Genomic DNA, 24,229 nt, shown 5'->3' on the forward strand with positions numbered 1-24,229 from the left:
CCTCGTCGACTACTGGACCTTGTACATCCAGATCAGACTGGTGGTCAGCTCGCCCTCGGGGGTCCACTGGTAACGGCGGGCCACTCCCTGCCCGTCGTAGTTCGCGAAGTAGTCCAGCATGGCCGGACGGGTGATCGCGCCGGAGTCGACGGCCTTGACCATGATGGTGCCCAGGTCGTAGCCCTCGGTGCTGTAGGTGCCCGGGGCCTGGCCGAACTTGTCGGTGTATTCCTGGGCGAACTGCTCCGAGGCCGGGCCGCACGGGCACGAGATCACCGCGTCAGCCGCCGACTGGCCGGCCTGCTTGACGAACTCGGGGTCTTTGACGCCGTCACCGGTGACGAAGGTGGTCTCGACGCCGCCGTCACGCAGCTGCTGCACGAACGGCGCGGCTTCGGCGTAGTAGCCGCTGAAGAACACCCCGTCGGGAGCGACACCGTCGATCTGGGTCACCGCCGCCGAGAAGTCCTTGTCGCCCTTCTTGACCGAGATGTTGCAGCCGGAGTCGGCCACCGGGCCGAGGGTGTCGCGGATCGCCTGGGCCAGACCGAGACCGTAGTCGGTGCTGTCGTCGACGACGCACACCTTCTGCATGCCGAGGGTGTTCTTCATGTAGTTGGCGACCGAGGGGCCCTGCACGCCGTCGTTGGCCAAGCCGCGGAAGAAGGTCCGCCAGCCCTGTTCGGAGAGCGTGACGTTGGTCGCCGAGGCGGTCGCCGCGGTCAGGCCGGCCTGGTTGAACACGCCGCCGGTGGCCTTGGTCTCGCCGGAGAACGCGGGGCCCACCAGGCCGACGGTGTACTGGTCGTCGACGATCTGCGGGGCGATCGCGGTGGCCTTCTGCGGATCACCTTCGGTGTCGAAGGTCTTCAGCTGGATCTGGCAACCCGGATTGGCCTCGTTGTGCTTGTCGACCGCGAGCTGCACACCGTTGCGGATGTTGATGCCCAGCGCGGCATCAGGGCCGGTGAGCGCGCCGGCCATCGCGATCGAGATGGGTGGGCAGGTGGCGTTGCCGTCACCGGCGGGATCCGCCGGGTCGGCGCTGGCGTCGGCCTGCACTTCGGCGCCGTTCTCGTCGATCTGGACCTGCTCGACGATCGACAGGTCCGAATCGCCGGAATCCTGTTCCGGCGCCGACTGGCTGCAGCCGGCCAGGCCGAGCACCACCAGACCCGCACTTGTGAGAGCAAATGCACTCCGTGCCACGCGACCTCGCACGCTTCACCTCCGGTTCACTGAGTTGATCGGCGCCGCCGGGGCCCTACCCAGGACAGCCGGGGAGGCGACGCTTCGCGGGAAACCATAACCAACCAGTAGCCGTGATGCGTGATGTTGGACAACGCGGCGTGTGCGCCGCGCCGCTCATCGGCGCGGAAACACGCCTCCGAAACGCACTCTTAACCGGACGGGGCCGGCGTCGAGCTATTTCTCGCCGTTGTCCGCGTTCTCGCCCGGCGGATCCAGCGTCTCCATGACGACCTCGGCCACCCGCTTCATCGTCGTGCGGCGATCCATGGCCGCACGTTGGATCCACTTGAACGCCTCGGGCTCGGTCATGCCCTGCTTGGTCTGCAACAGGCCTTTGGCGCGTTCCACCAGCTTGCGGGTCTCCAGCCGGTCGGAAAGGCTGGCGACCTCCTTCTCCAGCTCGGCGATCTCACTGAATCGGCTGACCGCCACCTCGATGGCCGGGATCAGGTCGGAGATGTTGAACGGCTTGACCAGATAGGCCATCGCGCCGGCGTCGCGGGCACGTTCCACGAGCTCGCGTTGGCTGAATGCGGTCAGGATGACGATCGGGGCGATCCGCTTGGCGGCGATCTCCGAGGCCGCGTCGATGCCGTCACGTCGCGGCATCTTGACGTCCATGATCACCAGGTCGGGCCGCAGCGATTCGGCCAGGTCGACGGCCTCCTGCCCGTCGCCGGCCTCGCCGACGATCTCGTAACCCTCGTCGCGCAGCATCTCCGCCAGGTCGAGCCGGATGAGCGCCTCGTCCTCGGCGACGAGAACGCGGCGTGCGGGGACGGCGTCGGTCGGTGACGCACCAGGCGATGACATGAGGACATTGTGGCGCTCCCGGGCCGGATGAGCGAGCGCGGGGGCATCCTCTATGGTGAAAGCCCGCGCACTGACACCGTGCGACGCCCTCGTATCCCAACTGGCAGAGGAAACGGATTCAAAACCCGTACAGTGTGAGTTCGAATCTCACCGAGGGCACCGGATAACCCCAGCTCAGTCCTGCTTTTCCGCTGAAACTGCAGCACGAGTCGATCCGTGGTCCGCAATCAGTATCCTGCCCGACATGGGCGAGCGCAGCTCGGGCGGAAGTCGAGGACGCTGGCCCCGTTCGGCTAGATGTACTACCCAGGCAGGTTGGTTGAAGAAGTGTGACGACTCGCTGTAGCGGTCGTTGATTGGCGAAGGCCTCCCGTCGTGGAGTGGAGCTGCTACCACTTCACTTCAACGAACGGGAGACCTTCATGGTCCACGCTAACGCTGTGTTGACTCCGCGCGGCCGGTTGTTGCTTGCGCGTCTGATCGTCGATGAAGGCTGGTCAGTAGTTCGGGCCGCCGAGCACTTCCACGTGTCCTGGCCGACGGCCAAACGATGGGCAACCCGCTACTTGGCGATGGGTGCCGCCGGGATGAACGACCGCTCCAGCCGGCCTCATCACAGCCCGAATCGCACACCGCAGGTGCTCGTGCGCAAGATCGTTCATCTGCGTTGGCGTCACCGCCTCTCGCCGCTGGCGATCGCGTCGAGGTTGTCGATGCCGGCCTCGACCGTGCATGCAGTGCTGGTGCGGTGTCGGCTGAATCGTCTGTCCTGTATCGACGTACGCACCGGTGAGCCGATCCGGCGATACGAACACGATCGCCCTGGTGCTTTGATCCATGTCGACGTCAAAAAGCTGGGGAACATCCCTACCGGCGGCGGCTGGCGGTTCGTCGGCCGCTCTCAGGGCAAGAAGAATCGACACCTGACCACCGGGGTCAACCGCAGCCGACACCGCCAGCCGTTGCTCGGGCATGCCTTCGTACACACCGTCATCGATGATCACTCTCGCGTGGCCTACGCCGAGATTCATGACGACGAAACAGCCGATACCGCTGTCGCGGTCCTACACCGTGCGGTGGCGTGGTTCGCCGAGCGCGGGATCACCGTTGAAGCGGTGCTGTCAGACAACGGCGGCTGCTACCGCTCCCACGCATGGCGCCACGCGTGCCACGACCTCGGCATAAGACACCGCCGGACCCGACCGTACCGACCCCAAACCAACGGAAAGATCGAGCGCTTTCACCGCAGCATGACCGCCGAATGGGCCTTCGCCCGCTTCTACCCCAACGAACGGGCGAGGCGATCTGCACTACCGGCATGGCTGCATACCTACAATCACCACCGGCAACACTCAGCAATTGGGAAGGTCCCACCCATCACAAGGTTGACCAACCTGCCTGGGCAGTACAGCTAGACGCACCGAAGAGGTCGCCCCTCAGTGTCTCCTCAGCCATTGCAGTCATACAGACGCTACCGTCAACCCATGGGGTGGAGATTGTGTGCGTGGACCCTCACGGCTAGCGCAGTGCTCGCGCTGATTGGCTGCTCACCGAACGACCGCGAGAAATCGAGCGCCCTCGAATCTCATCTCCAGAGCCTGCCGGGTGTTGAAAGCGTTGTCGTCACCTACCAAGACACACCTATGCAGGTCGTGGCAGTGGAGGTGTCAATGCCGAACGCTGTCGATGGGCAAGTTGCGTCAGTGGGCCACGAACTCAGCGCATCGATGCTCGCCGATTTCGCGGATGCGTACCACCCTCTGACTATCAGGTTGAGCCCCCAGGTCACACTTGGAGCCCTACGATTCCGCCCCGGTGAAACCGAAGATGGTGTGCGCATCGCTCGCCAACTTGAGGCCTCCGTCGAGGCGCAGTCAATCTATGTCAGCCTGGATGCCGACGTCCCTGTGATCGACATTGCGGGCGCTGCTGACTCATTTCATGCGGTCAGCGTGGCCGCCAAGGCCATGGGTTTCCGGGACGGGCTGGTCAGAGTGGACATCCCCCGCTCAGACTTTCCTCAAGGCCAGGTCCTTTGGGATGTCAGAACGCCGGCAACCCAAGCACAGTTAGACGCTGTCTACGCCGAGGTGCGGAAGGAACCCGAAGCATTCAGCGTCGAGGTTCGGGATGGCCGACTCACCGACCTGCGGGTCTTGGACCTGCCGTAACCGCACTCAAAGCGAGCGCTCATCGAGCAGAGTGTTCAGTGCCTCTGCTGATCGCCGTCCATCACACTCCCTGATCGCGGTCCGGACTCCGCGCAAAAACGGCAGTTCCTTGTCTATCTGATCGCGATCACGCGTGACTCCAGCGTATGGCCGAACCACCGACTCTCCGGACACTGAAACTCTCGGGCGTGCCTGCGTCCCGGTCGGGGTGTGGTGTCTGTCGAGAATCGTTTCTACAGAAGTGATCTCACCTGAAGGACGTGAGATATAGGTGTGCTTCCCAGGGTGCCCTATGTCTCACAGGTTCCGGGGTCTCCACCTCAGACAGCAAGAAGCCCCACCGTCTCAGGAGAGTGGGGCCTCTGTAGCTCGGAAGGGCCGGATTTGAGATCCGACCCAGGACTGGACCTCAGCCACACACCTCCAGGACAGCATCGACCACGCTGACGGTCTCAGCGCGGCTATCCTCGGCCCCATGGGGAACTGGGGAGATTCATTCACACGTTGGTATCTGGCACTGAGTGGGGGCACGAAGTACCTCGTCTCGTTCGGAGTGGCCTTTATCACGATCATGACTGTCCCGCTGACCGCCGCACTGGTGCTTCCGCAGGTGTTCGAGTCGGATCAGCAGACGCTGACATGCGGCGATCGGGAGATAAGCGTCCGCAAGGACGATCCAATTTGGAACAAACCCAACCCAGAAGCTGCCGAGGAATTGTGGCGAGCCTGCCGGTCCGGTATTGGCCATTACCCCGGACCGGCGGTCGGTGGGTAGGTAAGCAGAAAGCCCCGCCCGGATCACCGGAGCGGGGCTTTCTTTGCGTTGTGGGCTAGATCTGCCCGATCTCTCCACTGTGCTGAGGGCACAGCTCATAGGCCGAGTACTGAGCGAACAGCGTGGCGTAGTACTCCAGGTTGCTCTGCCCCGGCCCGTTGTAGGTCCGCAGCACCTCGGCGATGGCAGCGGTGTCACCACCACGAGCGAAAGCACCGCAGACGCGGTAGCCCACTGAGATCGTGTCCTGCGGGTAGACCGTCGAGTAGTAGTCCAGGGACTCGATGGCCGCAATGAAGCCATCCTCGTCCGCAGCGGCTACCGGAGCAGCCAGCAGACCGATGCCGATGGCTCCCAGCACGGTGATCAGGATCTTGGTCATCGCTTCGCCCCCACACACTCGCCGAGCTGGTTGTTGCACTCGGTCCACTCGATGCCAAGCACGTTCTGAGCGTAGTCGCGACCGTCAGCGATTCCGGTCTCTCGGGCGTCACGGGTCATCGCGAAGGGGATGTTGGCGCAGAGGCGAGCCGGCAACAGGATCCGCCGCCGTTTAGACAGAAGCAGGCCCTCCGCACTACGTGGGCCAGGCTGGTCCGCAGATAGTCCGCACTAAGATTCAAACCCGCCGTAGAACCATCAACGGCTACAACATTTAATCCCAGATCAGACGGCAATCTGACCGAAGCCGCCAAACACCTCAGTACCCGACGACGCCGTATTAAACGGATTCAAAACCCGTACAGTGTGAGTTCGAATCTCACCGAGGGCACCGGATAACCCCAGCTCAGCCGTAGAGGTCGAGCCTGCGGTCGGCCAGCAGGTCAACATGTTCGGTCAGCTTCTTGTCATGCGTTCGCGCCAGATCGATGTCGGCGACCGCTGTCCCCACCCCCGGCCCCACTTCGGCGGCGATCCACCCGTCGGGATCGACCACGACGGTGCCGCCGGTCCAGGCCTGCCCCCGCTCCACGCCGGCCCGGTCGCACACGGCCACGGCCACCCGATTCAGCCGCGCGGTGGACATCGCGGTGATCACCTCGCCGGGGTGCTCACCGGCCGGACGCGGGAACAGCGGCCAGTTCACCGGCGCGACGAGCAGTTCGGCGCCGGCCACGGCAACGTGGCGGGTCAGCTCGGCGAACTCGAGGTCGTAGCAGACCATCACCGCGAGCACGCCGTGGCGCGTCTGGAGCAGTGGCGGCAGCTGCTGTCCCGGCGTGAAGATCAGCTTCTCCCGGTCCCACAGGTGGGTCTTGCGGTACACCGAGGTGACGCCGTCGGACTGCAGCACCGCGGCGCTGTTGTACAGCCCCCCGTCGGTGCCGAGTTCGCAGAATCCCAACACGGCGATCGAATTGCCCAGCAGCGCAGCCCATTCGGCGAATCGAGGACTGTCCGCCGACAATGCCGCCGTCCGCGCCTCGGCGGCATCGGTGAACATGTACCCCGACGTCACCAGCTCGGGCAGGACCACGACGTCGGCACCAGCGGCGACGGCCTCGGTCAGCGCTGCGCGGATCAGCTCGTCGTTGCCGTCGAGATCACCCAGTACGGGGTCGAGTTGGCAGCACGCGATACGCGTCATTCCTGCAGGTTAGTCGTCGTCCGGGCGATAGTCTTTGGCCGTGCTCAGCGTGCGGCCGATGTGCGTACCCGAAGTTGCTCTGACGGGCCGCGCCTGGTCGCCGAGTCGGCATCACAGCGACCGGGTGGCCCGCCGGGTGCGGGTGCTCAAACTGGCCAGCTGGATCGCAGCGGCGGTGACGGCATCGTTCGGTGCCCTGCAGCTGACGCTGGGCGGTGCCCTGTGGTGGCTGGGCGTGGCGAACGTCGCGTGCGCAGTGGTGTTCCTGGTCATCCCCAAGCTGTGCCCCTACGGTGAGCTCGTCGCACCACTGACGTTCGCGGTGTTCGCCTACGCGTCGGTCGGTTTCATGTGCTACACGGTGGGCACCGGATCCGGCCTGCAGTTCTACTTCTTGGTCGCGGCCTCGCTGATGGTGCTGGTGCTGGGCATCGAACGCATCGTGCTGGCCTCGCTGGTCGCTGCCGCGGGCGGGGCGCTGACCATCGCACTGGAGATGACCGTGCCGGAGAGCCGGGGGTTGGGTCCGCCGTGGACGCTGACCGTCGGTTTCGTCAGCTCGGTGGTGGGCTCGGCGGTGATGGTGGTGGCCACGATCTGGTACACGCTGCGCGAGATCGACCGCGCCGAGGCGGCGATGGAGGCCGAGTACGAACGCTCCGAACGGTTGCTGGCCAACATCTTGCCGACGACGATCGCCGAGCGGCTCAAAGATCCGTCACGCAGCGTGATCGCCGACAAGTACGACGACGCGTCGATCCTGTTCGCCGACATCGCCGGCTACACCAAGCGCGCCAGCGACACCCCGCCGGCCGACCTCGTGCGGTTTTTGGATCTGCTCTACACCGACCTCGACGCGTTGGTCGACCGCCACGGCCTGGAGAAGGTCAAGACCAGCGGCGATTCGTACATGGTGGTCAGCGGGGTCCCGACGCCGCGGTCCGATCACCTCGAGGCGCTGGCGGCGCTGGCTCTCGACATGGCCGACGCCGTGGCCGATCTCAAAGATCCGTGGGGCCGGGAGGTGCCGCTGCGCATCGGCATGGCCGCGGGCCCCGTCGTGGCCGGAGTGGTCGGTGCCCGCAAGTTCTTCTACGACGTGTGGGGCGACGCCGTGAACGTCGCCTCCCGTATGGAGACCACCGACGTCGAAGGCCGAATTCAGGTGCCCGACAACGTTTATGACCGCCTGCGGCACCGGTTCGTGCTCGAGGAACGCGGTGTGGTCGACATCAAGGGCAAGGGCACCATGCACACGTGGTACCTCGTCGGGCACCGCCCGCTCAGACCTTCCGGTTCTCCGACTTGAGCAACCAAGCCTGCTTCTCCAGCCCGTCGATGAGCTGGTGCAGGATGTCGGCGGTGCTGGGGTCCTCGGCGTCCACGGTGTCGTGCACCGACCGGATGGTGTCCACCGCGGCGTAGACGCGTGCGGTGATGAGGTCGACGACTTCGCCGGTGCTGTGTTCGTACGCCGGGAAGTCCGGCAGTGACGTGGTCGACGCCACGGTGTCCGAGCGGCCGTCCGGCACGGCGTCGAGCGCCCGCAGCCGCTCGGCCACGGTGTCGCTGGCCTCGCGGGCGAAGTCGACCACCTCGTCGAGTTGAAGGTGCAGGTCGCGGAAGTTGGTGCCGACGACGTTCCAGTGCGCCTGCTTGCCCTGCAGATGCAGCTCGATGAGGTCGACCAGCACTCGCTGGAGGGATTCGGCCAACGCCGGGGAGGCATGGAATCCACTGATCTCGGCATCGGTCCTGCGACGGTTCGCTGTAGTACTCATGTCTCTCCCAACGTCCGGCTTTCTGGATTGAGTCCAGTTTAGCCGGTGTCGGTCGTCACGTCGACGGTATTCTCGTGATCCTGTCTGTCCTGCTTGTCGAGCAACCGGGCGTATCCGGCGCCCATGCCAAGCAGGATCAACCCGACAACGATGAACACCACGACACGGAAGATGCCGTCGAGCGTGCCGAGGTCGAACAGGAACAACTTGGCCACCGCGGCGGCCACCAGCGCGAGTCCCGCCCCGATCGGGACAGAACGCTCGGCCCGGGAGCGTCGGGCCGCGTAGCCGAACAACGCGGCGGCCAGCACGATCCAGCAGATCGTCGCGGCCATGTGGCCGCCGTAGAAGCCGGCGCCGTCGCCGGCGAGCATCGTGCCCGCCGTGACGGTGAACGATGTGATCGAGTAGACGACCACCCCGCCGGCGACCACCCACAGCGCTGCCTCCCTGCTGCGCCACGACCACAGCACCGCCACCGCGCTCGATGCGAGCAGAACACTGGACACCAACGTCGAGACGCCCGCAGCTGTACTGGTCTTCACCGGTTCGAGCAGCGTGAAGAGCGGCGAGTAGCTCAGATGGACTCCGGCGCCGACGAGCGTGAAGCCGAACGCCGCCCACCGCGCCGTGGTGTCGCGGCGACCCGCCACCGCCACCACCACAGCCAGCGCCAGCAGTACGGGCCCGGCCACGCGCCCGTCGAACGCGGCGGTGACGGCGACCAGTGCCGCGACGGCCGACAAGGCGCCGAAAACCTGGCGTACCGCGGGTGTGACCCCCGGCAGCCGGTGCCCGACCAACGCAAGTGCCAACATGCCCGCCGCGACAGCCGCGGCCATCAGCGCGGCGAGCACCTGGTCCACCGCCACTCCCACGGCCAGCACCGGGGCGACGCCGGCCGCGGTCAACAGAGCCATCCACACCCGGTTGGTGGTGCCCGGCAGCAGGATCAGACCGGTGCCGATCGCGATCAGGGCGGCGATGGCACACGCGCCGGCCAGCCAGGGATCGTCCCGGTCGTTGATCGCACGCGCCAGCAGCGCAATCCACAGCGGCAGGACGGCGACCGCGATGCGGGCGGCCTGCAGCCAGATCCAGTCCCGGCCCAGCTGTACCGGCAGCGACACCGCCGACAACGCCAGCATGAACCCGACCAGGAGCAGCGTGATCCCGTCGGTCACCACGGGCGCCAACACGATCATCGGCACCAGCACCAACAGACCGAGCTGCTGGGTGTCCCAGCGGCGGGCCAGCCCCAGGCCTGCGGCAGCGACCGCCGCTGCCAGCGTCAGCCCGACAGCCGGAACCACCCAGCCGTAGATCGCGGTGACGGCGATGACGTCGATGTAGGCCGTCGCCACGCCGGTGGCTGCCAGCGCGATCGCCCCGACCCGGCCACCGGGACGGGAGTTGAGCCACCACCCCGCGGCCACCAACGCCGCAGCCAGCACCGCCCCCGCCCCGACGCGGAATTCGGGCCGCAGCAGACCGGCTTGGGCGGCCAGCACCAGCAACAGGACGACGCCCACCAGCGTCACCGACACCCCGGCAACGGCGAGCAGCTTGCCGATCCAACCCTCGGACCGGGGTTTCGATTCGGGTTTCCGCAGCGGCGGCGCGGCCCCCGGCGGGTAGTACGGCACCGGCTGGACCGGCGGATACGAGGGCCAGTACTGCGGCGCGGGCGGTGGCGGCGCGGCGGGCACGGCGGGCGGCCGAACAGGCGCCGGTGCGCCGGATTGCCACGTCAGCATCCGGTCGAGCTCGGCAACGTCGGTCGAGACCCTGTCGAGTTGGTGCGTCATGGCCGCGAGGTCGGCACGGATCCTGGCGATCACGGCGTGCGGTTCGGTCATACCGTCATCCTCGCAACGACCGGGCGCCCAGAGGATGAGTACAACTACTCGTCGAGACCGTGTTCGATCGCGTAGCGGGCCAGCTCGACCCGGTTGCCGACCTGCAGCTTGCGGAATGTCGCCTGAACGTGGTTCTCGACCGTGCGATGGCTCAGCGACAACCGCTCGGCGATCTGCTTGGCTGTCAGCCCCTTGGCCACGAACCGCAGGATCTCGGTTTCGCGCTCGGTCAGGCTCGGCCCCGGCGGGCCGGACGGACGCGCGGAGTCACGCGCGATCCGCCGGTACTCCCCGAGCACCAACCCGGCCAGCCCCGGCGTGAACACCGCCCGCCCCTGCGCGGTGGCGCGCACCGCGTCGTCGAGTTCCTGCTTCGACGCGCTCTTGACCAGGTAACCCGTCGCGCCGGCCTTCACAGCCTCCAGCACGTCCTCGCGCTCATCGGAGGCCGACAGCACCAGCACCTTCGACGACGGGGACACCGCGAGCACCTCGGCGGTGGCCTGCGCCCCGCCGCCGTCGACCAGCCGCATGTCCATCAGCACCACGTCGGGCAACACGACCGCGGCCCGCCGTCTGGCCGAGGCCACTCCGTCGGCGGTCGCGACCACATCGAAACCATCGTCGGCGAGGTCACGGGCGACGGCGTCGCGCCAGATCGGATGGTCGTCGACCACCATCACCGTCGTGCGCCGCTCAGTCACCCGATCCCCCCGTCCTGGGCACCGTGAGCTCCCATTCCGTGCCCGCGCCGGCACCCGTGCTCAACTCCGCCCGGCCGCCCAACCAGTTCATTCTTCCCACAATCGATTTCGCGATTCCGAGCCGCCCTTCGGCGGCCGCTTCAGCGAGCCGCCCATCCGGAATGCCCACTCCGTCGTCGCGAACACTGACGGTGACGGCGTCGCCGAGGTCCTCGACGAGAACATACGCACGCGCGTCCGGCCCGGCGTGCTTCTCGGAATTGTCCAGGGCGTTGCCGACCGCGGCAATCAGCTCGCCGGCGACCGTGGCGTCCAACAACACCGGCTCGGCGGGCACACTCACCGACACCCGGTCGGACGCACGCCTGCGCACCAGCGCCCCCACGTCGGCAGTGCCGGGATCGGCCGGTTCGGTCCCGGTCGAGCTGACCAGCCGGCGCAGTGCCCGCTCCTGCTCCCCCGCCAGCTCGGCCAACCGCCCTGTCTCGCCACCGATCTCGCGTCCGCGGCGCGCCATCAGCGCCAGCACCTGGATCGCCCCGTCGTGGACCTGACGAGAGAGCCGCTCACGCTCCTCGAGCGCGGCCGAGAGCCGCACCGCGCGTTGCAGTTCGGCGTGCGCCCGGCGCGCGGTCTGGGCGGCCATACCCACCGCCAGCCCGACAGCGAGCTCGATGACCAGCGTCGCGTGACGGCCGAGATCGATGTGGACGTAACCCTTGAGCGCTGCGGCGGCGGCCATCACGGCCAAGCCGGTCAGCATGCCGGCGATCGGACCGAACTGGATCGCCGCCGAGATCACGGCGTTGGTGGCCCACAGCGTGGTCGGCCAGGACTGGTTGTCGGCCACCCACTGGTCACCGGCGATCACCTCGGTGGACAGCATCAACGCCAGCACCACGACGATCTCGACGATCACCCAGCCCGGGCGCCGGCCGAAGCCCCGCAGGTAGGCGATCGCGTAACCGACGCTGACCACGATCAGGACACCGAACAGCAGCCAGCCGGCCAGCGGGTGGTCGAGGTCCGCGTTGATCGCGAACTGAAAGCCCAGCGCGTAGAGGCAACTGAGCAGCCGGAACACCTGAGCCGCCCGCCACAGCGGCGCGGCCGGGTCGGGCGCTACATCACCTTGGAGAGAAACGCTTTCGTCCGTTCGTGCTGAGGGTTGGCCATCACCTCGCGCGGGTTGCCGCGCTCGACGACCACCCCGCCGTCCATGAACGCCAGCTCGTCGGCGACCTCGCGCGCGAAACCCATCTCGTGGGTGACCACCACCATGGTCATGCCCTCGGAGGCGAGCTTCTTCATCACCGCCAGCACCTCGCCGACGAGTTCGGGATCCAGCGCCGAGGTCGGCTCGTCGAACAGCATCAGCTTCGGATCCATCGCCAGTGCGCGGGCGATCGCGACTCGCTGCTGCTGCCCGCCGGAGAGCTGTGCGGGATAGGCCTCGGCCTTGTCCGCCAAGCCGACCTGATCGAGGAGATCACGGGCCCGCTCGAGGGCTCGCGCCTTCTTCACGCCCTTGACCTGAACCGGCGCTTCGACGATGTTGCCCAGCGCGGTGCGGTGCGGAAACAGGTTGAAATGCTGGAACACCATGCCCACATCGCGGCGCTGCCGGGCGACATCGGCGGGTTTCATCTCGTGCAGCTTGCCGCCGCGCTCGCGGTAACCCACCAGCTGTCCGTCGACGTACAGCCTTCCCGCGCTGATGGTTTCGAGGTGGTTGATGCACCGCAGGAACGTCGACTTTCCCGAGCCCGACGGACCCACCAACACCAGTACCTGGCCCTTCTGCACCTCGAGGGTGATGCCCTTGAGCACCTTCAGCGCCCCGAAGTCCTTGCAGACGAGCTCGGCCTTGACCACCGGCCGGTCGGCTTCCTGCGTCGTCATTGCCCCTCCCGTTCCGTCGGCCCCGCCTGAGCAGACGCCAGCGCATCAAGTTGCTTGGTGGTCAGCTTCCGCGACGCGCCGCGAGAGAAGTAACGCTCCAGATAGAACTGTCCCACCATCAACACGCTGGTGATCGCCAGGTACCACACCGCAGCGACCAGTAGCAGCGGCACGGGCTGGAAGATCCGCGCGGCGATCTCGCGGGTGGCGATGCTGTACAGGTCGAAGGCATACGGCACCGCGGTCACCAGCGAGGTCGTCTTGAGCAGGCTGATGACCTCGTTGCCGGTCGGCGGGATGATCACCCGCATCGCCTGCGGCAACACGGTGCGGCGCATGGCCAGCGACCAGGACATGCCCAGCGCCGTCGAGGCCTCCAGCTGCCCCTCCGGCACCGAGGTGATCCCGGCGCGCACGATCTCGGCCATGTAGGCGGCCTCGTTGAGTGCCAGCCCGAGCACCGCCAGCATGAACGGGAACGAGAACGACTGCAGGTCGAACTGCACCAGCGTGGGCCCGAACGGCACACCGAGCTGGATGTTCTGATAGATCACCGGCAGCAGACCCCAGAACGCCAGCTGCACGTACACCGGCGTGCCGCGGAACACCCACAGGAACACCCACGCCACCGCACTCATCACCGGGTTTCCCGACATGCGCATGATGGTGAGCGCGACACCGAGCACGATGCCGATGACCATCGAGTAGACGGTCAGCTGAATGGTGTTGAACACCCCGAGCAGCACCCGCTCGTTGAACAGGTACTCGAAGAACGTCGCCCAGCCGTAAGCCGGGTTGGTGGCGGCCCCGTACAGGAACAGGGCCACCACCACGAGGATGACGGCCGCCGTCACCCATCGCCACGGATGTCGCAGCGGGACGGCATCGATGGCCGACGGCGCAGCCGCATCACTCATGCGAACAGTCCCCGGTCAGGAGACCGCGCCGTTGATCACCGGCTTGTCGATGAGGCCTTCCTCCAGCCCCCAGTTCGCCGCGATCTCGCGATACTGACCGTTCTCGATCAGATGCTCGAGCGCCTGCTGCAGCGACTGGGCCAACGGCGACCCCTTCTCCACCGGCCAGCCGTAGGGAGCCGAGTCGAACACCTCGCCGGCCTGTTCGAGCTTTCCGTTGGTCTGCTTGATCGCATACAGCGTCACCGGCGAGTCGGCCGACATCGCGTCGGCCTGGCCCAGCACGACCGCGTTGGTCGCGGCGTCCTGGCTGTCGAACGGCACGATCTGGATCGCCGGTTGCCCGGCGTCGGTGCACTCCCGGCTGCGGGCGGGCAGCTCGTCGGTCTCCTGGACGGTGGTGGCCTGCACGGCGACCCGCTTGCCGCACGCGGTCTCGGGCGTGATGTCGGCGCCGGCCGGTTTGGCCCACAGCGTGCCCGCGGAGAAATAGGTGACGAAGTCGACCTGCTCCTCGCGCTCTTTGCTGTCGGTGAACGACGACATCCCGACGTTGAAGGTGCCGCCCTGAATGGACGGGATGATCTTGGCGAAGTCCGCCTCGCGATACTCCGGCGTCAGACCGAGCGTCGCGGCGATCGCATTCATCAGATCGACGTCGAAGCCGACGATCTGGCCCTGCGGGTCCTTGAACTCCATCGGGGCGTACGGGATGTTGACACCGACGATCAGCTTGCCCGAGGACTTGATGGGCTCGGGCACGGTGTTCGCGATCTCTTCGACTGTCTCGGCCTGCACACTCTCGGTCGGCGACTCGGGTGCGCTGGAGTCGGTACTGCTGGAACAGCCCGAAAGGGCCAGGGCTCCGCTAGCGGCGAAGACGGCCGCGATGCGCCAGAACCTCGTCCGGCGCTCTTGGATTCCACCCAACAACACGGTTGCCTCTACTTTCTGCTTCGGGCCGTCAGCCTTGACCGGAGTTCTCTCCGGTCATCTCCAGCCAAGGACGTTAACGACCGATGACCCGGCGCGCAGCGCCGGTAACGGAACATTAACGACCGTGTGGAGACAACACAGCGGTAACGCGAAATCGGCGGGTCGGCGCAGCGGGTGTGCCACACTGCGCGAATGGAAACCGGTGCTCCCCCAAGCATGTTGCAGCATCTGTGGAAAACCGTGCTGCTTTCAGGAATTCTTGCCGTCATCCTCGGCGTCATGGTGCTGGTGTGGCCCGGCATCAGCATCTTCGTGGCGTCGGTCTTCTTCGCGGCATATCTGTTGGTCGCCGGCATCACCCAGGTGGTGTTCGCGTTCAGCCTGAAGGTCTCCCTGGCCGGTCGGGTACTGCTGTTCATCAGCGGCGCCGCGGCGCTCGTGTTGGCCGTGATGTGCTTCATCAACTTCGGCGATGCGGTGCTGCTGCTGGCGATCTGGATCGGGATCGGGTTCATCTTCCGCGGCGTGGCGACCCTGGTGTCCGCGATCAGCGACCCGACGCTGCCTGGGCGGGGCTGGGAGATCTTCATCGGGGTGATCAGCCTCATCGCCGGTGTGATCATGCTCGCCGTTCCGTTCGAGTCGCTTGCCATCCTCACCCAGGTGGTCGGCATCTGGCTGATCGTTCTGGGGGCGTTCGAGGTGGTCTCGGCCTTCGGTATCCGCAGCGCGAGCAAGAAAATGACGGATTTCAGGCAGGAAGTCACCGCCGCCACGACCGAATGAGGGCCGGAAGTCCCTAGCGCACAGCGCCCCAATAGTTACTACACTGTGTCGTAGATTAGGTCAGTACAGCCTGGGAGCGGCGAATGGACGCGTTGGATGTCTCGCGGTGGCAGTTCGGGATCACCACGGTCTACCACTTCATCTTCGTCCCGCTGACGATCGGCCTGGCACCGCTGATCGCTGCCATGCAGACCGCGTGGCACATCACCGGCAACACCGCCTGGTACCGGCTGACGCGGTTCTTCGGCAAACTGTTCCTGATCAACTTCGCGCTCGGCGTCGCCACCGGCATCGTCCAGGAGTTCCAGTTCGGCATGAACTGGAGCGAGTACTCCAAGTTCGTCGGCGACATCTTCGGAGCCCCGCTCGCCTTCGAAGGGCTGATTGCGTTCTTCTTCGAATCCACCTTCATCGGGTTGTGGATCTTCGGCTGGGGCCGGCTGCCCCGGGCTGTGCACCTCGCCTGCATCTGGATCGTCGCCTTCGGCGTCAACGCCTCGGCCTACTTCATCATCGCCGCCAACTCGTTCATGCAGCACCCGGTCGGCGCCCGGTTCAACCCCGACACCGGTCGAGCCGAACTCGTCGACTTCGGGGCGCTGTTGACCAACAACACAGCGATCTGGGCGTTCCTGCATGTCGTCGCCGGGTCCTTCCTCACCGCCGGGGTGTTCGTCGCCGGGGTCTCAGCCTGGCTGATGGTGCGCGACCACAAGACAGCCGAGGCCCGCTCCATGTACCGCCCGGCGACCATCATGGGCAGCCTGGTGGCGCTGATCGCGGCCGGCGGACTCTTCCTGACCGGCGACTTCCAGGGCAAGCTGATGTTCGTCCAGCAACCGATGAAGATGGCATCCGCGGAGTCGTTGTGTGACACCGAGACCGATCCGAACTTCTCCGTCCTCACCGTCGGCACGCACAACAACTGCGACAGCGTCATCCACCTCATCGAGGTGCCCTATGTGCTGCCATTCCTGGCCGAGAGCAAGTTCACCGGGGTGACCCTCGACGGGGTCAACGACCTGCAGGCGGATTACCAGGAGAAGTTCGGTCCCGGCGACTACCGGCCGAACCTGTTCGTCACCTACTGGGCGTTTCGCGCCATGATCGGGTTCCTGTTGATCCCGGTGGCCTTCGCGCTGGCAGCCCTGTGGCTCACCCGCAGGGGGCGTATCCCCGATCAACGCTGGTTCGGCCTGTTCGGCATCCTGACCATTCCCACCCCGTTCCTGGGTAACTCAGCGGGCTGGGTGTTCACCGAGATGGGCCGGCAACCGTGGGTCGTGGTGCCCAACCCGACCGGTGACCAGATGGTGCGAATGACGGTGCAGGAGGGTGTCTCCGGACATTCGGCGGGCATGGTGCTGTTCTCGCTGATCACCTTCACCGCCATCTACGGCGCGCTGGCGGTGGTGTGGTTCTTCCTGATGCGCCGCTACGTCACCGAAGGGCCGCAGGAACACGACTCCGAGCCGGCACCACCGAAGTCGCCGAGCGACGACGACGTGGCACCCCTTTCCTTCGCCTACTGACCGCCGCGTGCTGAGAGGACGTGAATTCTGATGGGACTACAGGAACTGTGGTTCTTCCTCATAGCGGCGCTGTTCCTCGGATTCTTGATCCTGGAGGGATTCGACTTCGGCGTCGGCATGCTGATGATCCCGTTCGGGGCCGCCAGCAAGAACATCGAAGGTGGTGGCCACGACACCGCCGAACGGCACCGCCGGGCTGCGCTGAACACGATCGGGCCGGTGTGGGACGGCAACGAGGTGTGGCTGATCACCGCAGGCGCGGCGATGTTCGCCGCGTTCCCGGTGTGGTACGCCACCGTGTTCTCGGCGCTGTACCTGCCGCTGCTCGCCATCCTGTTCGGCATGATCGTGCGGATCGTCGGCATCGAGTGGCGGGGCAAGATCGACGATCCCAAGTGGCGTGACTGGGCCGACATCGGGATCGCCCTGGGCTCATGGCTGCCCGCCATCCTGTGGGGGGTGGCGTTCGCGGTCTTGGTGCAGGGTCTGCCCATCGACGCCGACGGCGCTTCCCAGGCGACGCTGTACGACGTGGTGAATCCCTACACGTTGCTGGGTGGGCTGGCCACCGCCTCGCTGTTCGCGTTCTACGGATCGACCTTCGTGGCACTCAAGACCAGCGGGGAGATCCGCGACAACGCGTTCCGGTTCGCCCGGATCCTGACGGTGCCGGTCATCGCGCTGGCCGGCGGGTTCGGTCTGTGGACCCAGTTGGCCCACGGCAAATCCTGGACCTGGCTGGCCCTGGCCGCCGCGGTCGTCGCCCTGCTGGTCGCGGTCGCGCTGATGTGGAGTCAGAGCCGGGAAGGGTGGGCGTTCTTCTCGACGGTGCTCGTCGTCGCCTCGGTGGCGGTGCTGATCTTCGGGTCGCTGTATCCGAACCTGCTGCCGTCCACGCTGAACCCCGAGTGGAGCGTCACGATCTTCAACGGGTCCTCGACCCCCTACACCCTGAAGATCATGAGCTGGGCCTCGCTCACGCTGCTCCCGTTGGTCCTGGGCTACCAGGCATGGTCCTACTGGGTGTTCCGCAAGCGCATCAGCGCCGAGTCGATTCCCGAATCGATCGGACTGTCGAGGCGTTCGTCCTGACAGACACCTCGCGCGCCCCGATAGACCCGCGGCTGTGGCGGGCCTCGGCGGCGATGCGCCGATTTCTGGTCGCCACGACGGCGTGCGGCGTGCTGATCGCGGCGACCACCATCGCGTCGGCAATCGTCCTTGCCGGGATCGTCGCCCGCGTCATCACCGATCCCGCATCGCGCGACCTGGCCGTCCTGACCGCGCCGATCACGCTGTTGGCCGCTCTGTGGGTGCTGCGTGCGCTGGCCGTGTGGCAGCAGGGGAAGCTGGCGCAACGCGGCGCCAGCGCGGTGATCGCCGACCTGGCCGACCAGGTCCTGACCGCCGCGACGGCGATGCCGCCGCGGGAACTGGCCCGCCACCGCGACGACGCCGCCATCGTCGTGACGCGTGGACTCGACGGTCTGCGGGTGTACTTCACCACCTATCTGCCCGCACTGTTCGTCGCGGCGATCCTGACCCCGGTCACGGCGGCGGTGATCGCCGTCGTCGACTGGCAGTCGGCGGTCGTCGTGCTCGTCGCGCTGCCCCTCATCCCGCTCTTCATGGTGCTGATCGGGATGGCGACCGCCGAACGCTCAGCGGCGGCGCTGGCCGCGATGTCGACGCTGCAGTCACGGCTGCTGGATCTGGTCGCCGGGCTGCCCACCCTGCGGGCGCTGGGCCGCGCCGCCGGGTCGACCGCCCGCATCGCGGAACTGAACGCCGCACACCGGCGCTCGGCCATGGCCACCATGCGCATCGCATTCCTGTCAGCGCTGGTGCTCGAGGTGCTGGCCACCCTCGGGGTGGCGCTGGTCGCCGTCAGTGTCGGGATGCGACTGGTGTACGGCGAGATGACGTTGACCGCCGGCCTGACGGCGCTGCTGCTCGCGCCCGAGGTGTTCTGGCCGTTGCGCCGGGTCGGAGCGGCGTTCCACTCCGCCCAGGACGGAAAGACCGCGGTGCAGGCCGCATTCGACCTCATCGACACGGCGCCGGCATCCGGGTCCGGGCGCGCACCCGTCACCGGTGACGCGGTCACCATCGAGGTCGACACACCGACGATGACGGTCACGCCCGGTGCGGTCACGGTGCTCACCGGACCCAACGGCATCGGCAAGTCCACGCTGCTGCAGGCGATCCTGGGGCTGGGCCCGACGCCGGCCGGACGGATCCGGATCAACGGCACCGACATCGAGGACCTCGACGCGCGTCAGTGGTGGTCCCGCCTGGCGTGGCTGGCGCAGCGCCCGGTGCTGGTGCCCGGCACCGTCGGCGAGAACCTGCAGCTGTTCGGTCCGCTACCGGACCTCGATGCCGCCTGTCGGGCAGCGTGTTTCGACGAGGTGCTGGCCGGCCTGCCGCACGGGTTGCAGACGCGCATCGGCCGCGGCGGGGTGGGATTGTCGCTGGGGCAGCGTCAACGTCTGGGGTTGGCCCGGGTGCTCGGCTCCCCCGCGCCGGTGCTGCTGTTCGACGAACCCACCGCCCACCTGGACGGCCCGACCGAGGCCCGGGTGCTGCACGCCATCGCCGAGCGCGCCGAACACGGTGCGACGGTGCTGGTGGTCGGGCACCGCGAGCCGGTCCTGGCGGTCGGCGCGCAGATCGTCGACATGGGTGGTGTCGGTGTCCCACACTGAGGCGCTGCGTCTGGCCTCCTCGATGCGTCTGACCCTGTCGTTGCTGCGGCCACGGCTTCCCCGCGTGGCGATGGCCATCGCGTTCGGGGCTTTGTCGCTGGGCAGCGCGCTCGCGCTGGCGGCGGTGTCGGCGTGGCTGATCACCCGCGCCTGGCAGATGCCGCCGGTGCTGCAGCTGACGGTGGCGGTCGTCGCGGTACGGGCCCTGGGCATCTCCCGAGGGGTGCTCGGGTACTGCGAACGGCTGGCTTCCCACGACACTGCGCTGCGCGCCGCGGGCAACGCCCGTGAGCAGCTGTACACCCGGCTGGCCACCGGTCCGATCGACGCGGTCATGCGCCGCCACAGCGGGGACCTCGTCGCGCGCATCGGCGCCAGCGTCGACGAGCTGTCGGACGTCGTGGTGCGCGCCGTGGTCCCCATCGGCGTCGCCGCGGTGCTCTGCAGCTCCGCGGTCGTGCTCATCGCGCTGATCTCCGTGCCCGCCGCGGCAGTGCTGGCCGCCTCCATGCTGGTCGCAGGTGTCATCGCCCCCGTGCTGTCGGCGCGGGCGGCGTGGGCCGCCGAGCAGGTGGCGGTCGAGCACCACACGCAGCGGGACACCGCGGCGATGCTCGCGCTCGAGCACGCAGCCGAGCTTCGGGTCAGTGGTCGTCTCGAGGAGGTGATCGCGGCCGCCGGCGACGAACAGCGCCGCTGGGGACGGGCCGTGGATCACGCGGCCGCACCCGCCGCGGTCGCCGCCGCGATGCCGACCGCCGCCATCGGGGTCAGCGTGCTGGGTGCCGTGCTCGCCGGCGTCGCGCTCTCCGACGTGGTCGCCCCGACGACCTTGGCGATCCTGATGCTGGTCCCGTTGTCGGCGTTCGAAGCCACCGCGGCGCTACCCGGCGCGGCGGTCGCGCTGATGCGGGCGCGTATCGCCGCACTGCGTCTGGGCGCACTCACCCGCCCCGACCCCGACGACGAGCGACGACCGGCGTCGACCGCACTCGAGCTGTCCCCGGGCGCGCGGGTCGCGGTTGTCGGGCCCAGCGGAAGCGGCAAGACCACGCTGCTGATGCGCACTGCGGGCCTGCTGCCCGGCTCCGAGCCGGCGCAGGGGGTGTTCTTCGCCGAGGACGCCCACCTGTTCGCCACCACGGTCCGGGACAACCTGCTGGTCGCCCGCGGCGACGCCACCGACACGGAACTGCGCGACGCGCTGGTCCGTAGCGGGCTCGGGCCGTGGCTGAACGAGTTGCCCGACGGCCTGGACACCGTGCTCGTCGGTGGTGCCTCGGCGGTGTCCGCGGGACAGCGGCGCAGGCTGCTGCTGGCGCGGGCGCTGATCACGACCGCGCCTGCGGTGCTGCTCGACGAACCGACCGAACACCTGGACTCCTCGGACGCCGAGCAGATCCTCGTCGATCTGCTCACCCCGGGCGCCCTGTTCGGGCCCGAGCGGACCGTGGTCGTCGCCACCCATCACCTGGGCAAAGATGTCGGCTGTCAGACCGTCGACCTGGCACCGGAGAGGTAGTCTCACCGTCATGAGCGAACCGCCGCAACCGCCCCAGTACGGTGCGTATCCGGGCGGCTATCCACCACCACCGCCGCCCTACGGCGGGTATCCCGGGTACCCCGGCTATTCCGGTTACGCCGGGCCGCCGCCGTCCGAGCCGAAGAACGGCCTCGGCCTCACGGCGCTGATCCTGGCGATCATCGGGTTGCTGCTGTGCTGGTCGGTGGCCGGCGGCATCGTCCTCGGCGTGGTCGCCGTCATCCTGGGCTTCCTGGGCCGCGGCCGGGTCAAGCGCGGCGAAGCCGACAACGGCGGGGTGGCGATCGCCGGAATCGCGCTCGGATTCGTCGCGATCATCGCCGGGCTGGTGTTCATCCCGATCTATATCGGCCTGTTCGATTCGGTCGGTGGCACCGACTACATCGACTGCGTCACCCGCGCCGGCTCCGACCAGGCGGCCGTCCAGGAGTGCGCCGAGGAGTTCACCCGGCGCGTCGAAGACCAGTTCTCCGTCACGGTGACCCCGACGCCCTAGGAGCGACCGGGGAAGTACTTCACGATGCCTTCCTGCACCACGGTGGCCAGCAACTGACCTGAGCGGTCGAAGAAATGGCCGGTGCCCAGGCCGCGGGAGTCGGCGGCCACCGGCGAGGTCGTCGAGTACAACACCCACTCGTCGAAGCGCACCGGGCGGTGGAACCAGACGGTGTGGTTGGTGGTGACCGCGAAGATCCGGTCGTGCCCCCACGACAACCCGTGGGTGGTGATGATCGAGTCCAGCACGGTGGTGTCCGACGAATACACCAACGCCGCCGCGTGCAGCACCGGATCGTCGGGCATCGCGCCGTGCGCCTTCATCCAGACCCGGTTGTGCTCGAGACGCTCGCCCTTGTCACGCATGACCCAGGCGGGGTCGTTGGTGTAGCGCCATTCGATCGGATGCAGCGCGTTGACGAAATGCGGCACCACGTGCTCGTAGCCGCGCAGCAGCTCATCCAGCGGTGCCACGTGCTCGGGGTCGCCGAGTTCGGGCGCCGGCGTCCCATGCTCGAGTCCGCGGCCACCCGCCAGGTAGGACACCATGGCAGTGGTGATCAGCTGACCCTTCTGCATGACGTCGACGCGCCGGTTGGCGAAGCGGCGCTCGTCGCGCAACCGCGCGACGTGGAACTCCAGGTCGATGTCCGGGTCACCGCCGGCGATGAAGTGCACCGACATGGCGCTCGGCGGCACCGCATGCTTCAGGGTGCGGCCCGCGGCCACGAACGCCTGGGCCATCATCTGGCCGCCGAACGTCCGAACCGGGTTCCTGCTCGGATGAACACCAACAAAGGTGTTCTCGTCACGCTGTTCGAGATCGAGAATCGCCAGCAATTCGTCGAAGTCGGCCTTTGACGACACTGGCGCAGTCCCTCTTTCCTATCTGGTCGGACTCTCCCCCGCAAGCGGGAGGTGCCCCCACAACGCGGCTCGTACCTCGCCGCTTGATCGTCGTCCTCGTACCCATCTGGTCGGACTCCTCAACCCGGCTCGTACCTCGCCGCTTGATCGTCGTCCTCTTGCCCTAGACGTCGTCCTCCCCGATGCGGTGGACGTGGATCAGATTCGTGGAGCCTACTGTGCCCGGTGGAGCACCCGCGACGATGACCACCAGATCGCCGCGCTTGTAGCGGCCCATCTCCAGCATCGACCGGTCGACCTGCCGAATCATCCCGTCCGTCGTCTCGATGTGCGGAACGATGAACGTCTCGGTTCCCCAGGTCAGCGCCAGCTGGCTACGTACCTCGGGCAGCGCGGTGAACGCCAGCACCGGAAGGGGGGTGTGCAGCCGGGCCAGCCGGCGCACCGTGTCACCCGACTGCGTGAACGCCACCAGCGCCTTGGCGTCCAGACGCTCCCCGATGTCACGGGCGGCGTAGGAGATCACCCCGCGCTTGGTGCGCGGGACATGCGTCAGCGGTGGAGCGGCCACCGAGTTCTCCTCGACCGCGCAGACGATGCGCGCCATCGTCCGGACCGTCTCGAACGGGTACTTGCCCACCGATGTCTCGCCGGAGAGCATCACCGCGTCGGCACCGTCGAGTACGGCGTTCGCGACGTCGGACGCCTCGGCGCGGGTCGGGCGGGAGTTGTCGATCATCGACTCCAGCATCTGGGTGGCCACGATCACCGGCTTGGCGTTCTCGCGGGCCATCTGGATGGCCCGCTTCTGCACCAGGGGGACCTCCTCGAGCGGCAGCTCCACCCCCAGGTCGCCGCGGGCCACCATGATCGCGTCGAACGCGAGCACGATGGCCTCGAGGTTGTCGATGGCCTCCGGCTTCTCCAGCTTGGCGATCACCGGCACCCGCCGACCGACCCGGTCCATGATCTCGTGGACGAGCTCGACATCAGCAGGTGAGCGCACGAACGACAGTGCGATCAGATCCACCCCGAGGCGCAGCGCGAACTCGAGGTCCTCGATGTCCTTCTCCGACAGCGCCGGCGCCGAGACACTCATCCCGGGCAGGGACATGCCCTTGTTGTTGCTGACCTTGCCGCCCTCGGTGACCGAGCAGACCACGTCGTTGCCGTCGATGTGCTCGACGACCAGGCTCACGTTGCCGTCGTCGACGAGGACCCGGTCCCCGGGCTTGGCGTCCTCGGCGAGGCGCTTGTAGGTCGTCGACACCCGGTCGTGGTTGCCTTCGAAGTCCTCCACGGTGATGCGCACCGTCTCGCCGTTGGCCCAGTAGGTGGGGCCGTCGGCGAACCGGCCCAGCCGGATCTTGGGGCCCTGCAGGTCGGCGAGGATTCCCACGGCGCGTCCGGTGATGTCCGAGGCCGACCGGACCCGCTTGTAGTTGGCTTCGTGATCGGGGTAGTCGCCGTGGCTGAAGTTGAGCCGGGCGACGTCCATTCCGGACTCGACGAGCTTTCTGACCGCTTCGTCCGAGGCGGTGGCGGGGCCAAGCGTACAGACGATCTTTCCGCGTCTAGTCACTCGTTGAGCATAGTCGCGA

The 24,229-nt window shown here is 67.2% G+C and carries 22 protein-coding genes, 1 tRNA gene and 1 pseudogene; 11 read left to right on the forward strand and 13 right to left on the reverse strand.

Going from position 1 to position 24,229, the window contains the following annotated elements; translation table 11 throughout:
• Positions 1-9: 9 nt before the first annotated feature.
• Together ACEWX3_RS15640 and ACEWX3_RS15645 are read right to left on the reverse strand one after the other, a co-directional pair.
• Positions 10-1,221 carry a branched-chain amino acid ABC transporter substrate-binding protein gene (locus tag ACEWX3_RS15640; protein ID WP_207064815.1) on the reverse strand — a complete coding sequence of 404 codons (1,212 nt, stop codon included), beginning with the start codon at positions 1,219-1,221 and terminating at the stop codon, positions 10-12.
• A gap of 204 nt (positions 1,222-1,425) precedes the next feature.
• On the reverse strand, positions 1,426-2,064 hold the full coding sequence (locus ACEWX3_RS15645; protein WP_207064816.1) for an ANTAR domain-containing response regulator: 639 nt from the start codon (positions 2,062-2,064) through the stop codon (positions 1,426-1,428).
• Between the two features lie 85 nt (positions 2,065-2,149).
• Here ACEWX3_RS15645 and ACEWX3_RS15650 point away from each other — a divergent pair.
• The 4 genes from ACEWX3_RS15650 (at position 2,150) to ACEWX3_RS15665 (ending at position 5,010) form a co-directional block, all read left to right on the forward strand.
• Positions 2,150-2,223, forward strand: a tRNA-Leu gene (locus ACEWX3_RS15650).
• A gap of 263 nt (positions 2,224-2,486) precedes the next feature.
• Positions 2,487-3,479 carry an IS481 family transposase gene (locus tag ACEWX3_RS15655; RefSeq protein ID WP_374157024.1) on the forward strand — a complete coding sequence of 331 codons (993 nt, stop codon included), beginning with the start codon at positions 2,487-2,489 and terminating at the stop codon, positions 3,477-3,479.
• Positions 3,480-3,590: 111 nt separating this feature from the next.
• Entirely contained in the window at positions 3,591-4,235 is a 645-nt protein-coding gene (locus ACEWX3_RS15660; RefSeq protein ID WP_374157025.1) for a hypothetical protein, read from the forward strand.
• 475 nt (positions 4,236-4,710) lie between these two features.
• Positions 4,711-5,010 (forward strand): hypothetical protein, encoded by a 300-nt coding sequence (locus tag ACEWX3_RS15665; RefSeq protein WP_374157026.1) that lies wholly within the window; start codon positions 4,711-4,713, stop codon positions 5,008-5,010.
• 55 nt (positions 5,011-5,065) lie between these two features.
• Here ACEWX3_RS15665 and ACEWX3_RS15670 read toward each other — a convergent pair whose 3' ends face one another.
• Positions 5,066-5,392 carry a DUF732 domain-containing protein gene (locus tag ACEWX3_RS15670; RefSeq protein ID WP_374157027.1) on the reverse strand — a complete coding sequence of 109 codons (327 nt, stop codon included), beginning with the start codon at positions 5,390-5,392 and terminating at the stop codon, positions 5,066-5,068.
• A gap of 405 nt (positions 5,393-5,797) precedes the next feature.
• Positions 5,798-6,598, reverse strand: a complete 801-nt coding sequence (locus tag ACEWX3_RS15675; protein ID WP_374157028.1) for a nitrilase-related carbon-nitrogen hydrolase — start codon at positions 6,596-6,598, stop codon at positions 5,798-5,800.
• A 58-nt stretch (positions 6,599-6,656) separates the two neighbouring features.
• Here ACEWX3_RS15675 and ACEWX3_RS15680 point away from each other — a divergent pair, with 58 nt between their 5' ends.
• Positions 6,657-7,907 (forward strand): adenylate/guanylate cyclase domain-containing protein, encoded by a 1,251-nt coding sequence (locus ACEWX3_RS15680; RefSeq protein WP_207068679.1) that lies wholly within the window; start codon positions 6,657-6,659, stop codon positions 7,905-7,907.
• On the opposite strand, the gene ACEWX3_RS15685 is transcribed toward ACEWX3_RS15680, so the two are convergent.
• From ACEWX3_RS15685 to ACEWX3_RS15715, 7 genes and pseudogenes are all read right to left on the reverse strand, one after another.
• The gene (locus ACEWX3_RS15685; protein WP_207068663.1) at positions 7,882-8,379 is read right to left on the reverse strand and encodes a DNA starvation/stationary phase protection protein; all 498 of its coding nucleotides are present in this window, start codon (positions 8,377-8,379) and stop codon (positions 7,882-7,884) included. The genes ACEWX3_RS15680 and ACEWX3_RS15685 overlap by 26 nt on opposite strands.
• Before the next feature lie 38 nt (positions 8,380-8,417).
• Complete coding sequence (locus tag ACEWX3_RS15690) at positions 8,418-10,238, reverse strand: DUF2339 domain-containing protein (RefSeq protein WP_374157029.1); 1,821 nt, start codon at positions 10,236-10,238, stop codon at positions 8,418-8,420.
• Positions 10,239-10,282: 44 nt separating this feature from the next.
• Positions 10,283-10,918: a response regulator gene (locus ACEWX3_RS15695; RefSeq protein ID WP_374159871.1), complete on the reverse strand. Its 636-nt coding sequence runs from the start codon at positions 10,916-10,918 to the stop codon at positions 10,283-10,285.
• A gap of 16 nt (positions 10,919-10,934) precedes the next feature.
• Positions 10,935-12,062: pseudogene (gene macS, locus ACEWX3_RS15700) on the reverse strand (MacS family sensor histidine kinase); the annotation flags it as partial.
• A gap of 2 nt (positions 12,063-12,064) precedes the next feature.
• Positions 12,065-12,844, reverse strand: coding sequence for an amino acid ABC transporter ATP-binding protein (locus ACEWX3_RS15705; RefSeq protein WP_163675267.1), 780 nt, complete (start codon positions 12,842-12,844; stop codon positions 12,065-12,067).
• Positions 12,841-13,761, reverse strand: a complete 921-nt coding sequence (locus tag ACEWX3_RS15710; protein WP_207068666.1) for an amino acid ABC transporter permease — start codon at positions 13,759-13,761, stop codon at positions 12,841-12,843. Before ACEWX3_RS15710 ends, ACEWX3_RS15705 begins: the two co-directional genes overlap by 4 nt.
• Positions 13,762-13,776: 15 nt before the next feature.
• Positions 13,777-14,694, reverse strand: a complete 918-nt coding sequence (locus ACEWX3_RS15715; protein WP_207068681.1) for an ABC transporter substrate-binding protein — start codon at positions 14,692-14,694, stop codon at positions 13,777-13,779.
• A gap of 195 nt (positions 14,695-14,889) precedes the next feature.
• Here ACEWX3_RS15715 and ACEWX3_RS15720 point away from each other — a divergent pair, with 195 nt between their 5' ends.
• The 6 genes from ACEWX3_RS15720 (at position 14,890) to ACEWX3_RS15745 (ending at position 21,762) form a co-directional block, all read left to right on the forward strand.
• Positions 14,890-15,483, forward strand: a complete 594-nt coding sequence (locus tag ACEWX3_RS15720) for an HdeD family acid-resistance protein (RefSeq protein ID WP_221363033.1) — start codon at positions 14,890-14,892, stop codon at positions 15,481-15,483.
• Between the two features lie 83 nt (positions 15,484-15,566).
• On the forward strand, positions 15,567-17,015 hold the full coding sequence (locus ACEWX3_RS15725; RefSeq protein WP_374157030.1) for a cytochrome ubiquinol oxidase subunit I: 1,449 nt from the start codon (positions 15,567-15,569) through the stop codon (positions 17,013-17,015).
• A 30-nt stretch (positions 17,016-17,045) separates the two neighbouring features.
• The gene (gene cydB / locus ACEWX3_RS15730; protein ID WP_374157031.1) at positions 17,046-18,107 is read left to right on the forward strand and encodes a cytochrome d ubiquinol oxidase subunit II; all 1,062 of its coding nucleotides are present in this window, start codon (positions 17,046-17,048) and stop codon (positions 18,105-18,107) included.
• Positions 18,108-18,160: 53 nt separating this feature from the next.
• Positions 18,161-19,723, forward strand: a complete 1,563-nt coding sequence (gene cydD / locus ACEWX3_RS15735) for a thiol reductant ABC exporter subunit CydD (protein ID WP_374157032.1) — start codon at positions 18,161-18,163, stop codon at positions 19,721-19,723.
• A 22-nt stretch (positions 19,724-19,745) separates the two neighbouring features.
• Positions 19,746-21,245, forward strand: coding sequence for an ATP-binding cassette domain-containing protein (locus ACEWX3_RS15740; RefSeq protein WP_374159872.1), 1,500 nt, complete (start codon positions 19,746-19,748; stop codon positions 21,243-21,245).
• A gap of 10 nt (positions 21,246-21,255) precedes the next feature.
• Positions 21,256-21,762, forward strand: coding sequence for a DUF4190 domain-containing protein (locus tag ACEWX3_RS15745; protein WP_221363030.1), 507 nt, complete (start codon positions 21,256-21,258; stop codon positions 21,760-21,762).
• Here the strand turns inward: ACEWX3_RS15745 and ACEWX3_RS15750 are convergent.
• Together ACEWX3_RS15750 and pyk are read right to left on the reverse strand one after the other, a co-directional pair.
• Entirely contained in the window at positions 21,759-22,628 is an 870-nt protein-coding gene (locus ACEWX3_RS15750; protein WP_374157033.1) for an acyl-CoA thioesterase II, read from the reverse strand. The two genes, ACEWX3_RS15745 and ACEWX3_RS15750, sit on opposite strands and share 4 nt — an antisense overlap.
• Before the next feature lie 163 nt (positions 22,629-22,791).
• Complete coding sequence (gene pyk, locus ACEWX3_RS15755) at positions 22,792-24,210, reverse strand: pyruvate kinase (RefSeq protein ID WP_221363028.1); 1,419 nt, start codon at positions 24,208-24,210, stop codon at positions 22,792-22,794.
• Between the last annotated feature and the right edge of the window lie 19 nt (positions 24,211-24,229).

The sequence above is a fragment of the Mycobacterium sp. G7A2 genome (genome assembly GCF_041902445.1).
Taxonomy (GTDB): domain Bacteria; phylum Actinomycetota; class Actinomycetes; order Mycobacteriales; family Mycobacteriaceae; genus Mycobacterium.

Bases quoted from the DNA above. Each gene is read 5' to 3' on its own strand.
- cydD (WP_374157032.1), top strand. From the start codon at position 18,161: ATGCGCCGATTTCTGGTCGCCACGACGGCGTGCGGCGTGCTGATCGCG.
- ACEWX3_RS15665 (WP_374157026.1), top strand. From the start codon at position 4,711: ATGGGGAACTGGGGAGATTCATTCACACGTTGGTATCTGGCACTGAGT.
- ACEWX3_RS15690 (WP_374157029.1), bottom strand. From the start codon at position 10,238: ATGACCGAACCGCACGCCGTGATCGCCAGGATCCGTGCCGACCTCGCG.
- ACEWX3_RS15695 (WP_374159871.1), bottom strand. From the start codon at position 10,918: ATGGTGGTCGACGACCATCCGATCTGGCGCGACGCCGTCGCCCGTGAC.
- ACEWX3_RS15645 (WP_207064816.1), bottom strand. From the start codon at position 2,064: ATGTCATCGCCTGGTGCGTCACCGACCGACGCCGTCCCCGCACGCCGC.
- ACEWX3_RS15725 (WP_374157030.1), top strand. From the start codon at position 15,567: ATGGACGCGTTGGATGTCTCGCGGTGGCAGTTCGGGATCACCACGGTC.
- ACEWX3_RS15680 (WP_207068679.1), top strand. From the start codon at position 6,657: ATGTGCGTACCCGAAGTTGCTCTGACGGGCCGCGCCTGGTCGCCGAGT.
- ACEWX3_RS15745 (WP_221363030.1), top strand. From the start codon at position 21,256: ATGAGCGAACCGCCGCAACCGCCCCAGTACGGTGCGTATCCGGGCGGC.
- ACEWX3_RS15710 (WP_207068666.1), bottom strand. From the start codon at position 13,761: ATGAGTGATGCGGCTGCGCCGTCGGCCATCGATGCCGTCCCGCTGCGA.
- ACEWX3_RS15675 (WP_374157028.1), bottom strand. From the start codon at position 6,598: ATGACGCGTATCGCGTGCTGCCAACTCGACCCCGTACTGGGTGATCTC.
- ACEWX3_RS15720 (WP_221363033.1), top strand. From the start codon at position 14,890: ATGGAAACCGGTGCTCCCCCAAGCATGTTGCAGCATCTGTGGAAAACC.
- ACEWX3_RS15670 (WP_374157027.1), bottom strand. From the start codon at position 5,392: ATGACCAAGATCCTGATCACCGTGCTGGGAGCCATCGGCATCGGTCTG.
- ACEWX3_RS15655 (WP_374157024.1), top strand. From the start codon at position 2,487: ATGGTCCACGCTAACGCTGTGTTGACTCCGCGCGGCCGGTTGTTGCTT.
- ACEWX3_RS15705 (WP_163675267.1), bottom strand. From the start codon at position 12,844: ATGACGACGCAGGAAGCCGACCGGCCGGTGGTCAAGGCCGAGCTCGTC.
- ACEWX3_RS15740 (WP_374159872.1), top strand. From the start codon at position 19,746: ATGCGTCTGACCCTGTCGTTGCTGCGGCCACGGCTTCCCCGCGTGGCG.
- ACEWX3_RS15685 (WP_207068663.1), bottom strand. From the start codon at position 8,379: ATGAGTACTACAGCGAACCGTCGCAGGACCGATGCCGAGATCAGTGGA.
- cydB (WP_374157031.1), top strand. From the start codon at position 17,046: ATGGGACTACAGGAACTGTGGTTCTTCCTCATAGCGGCGCTGTTCCTC.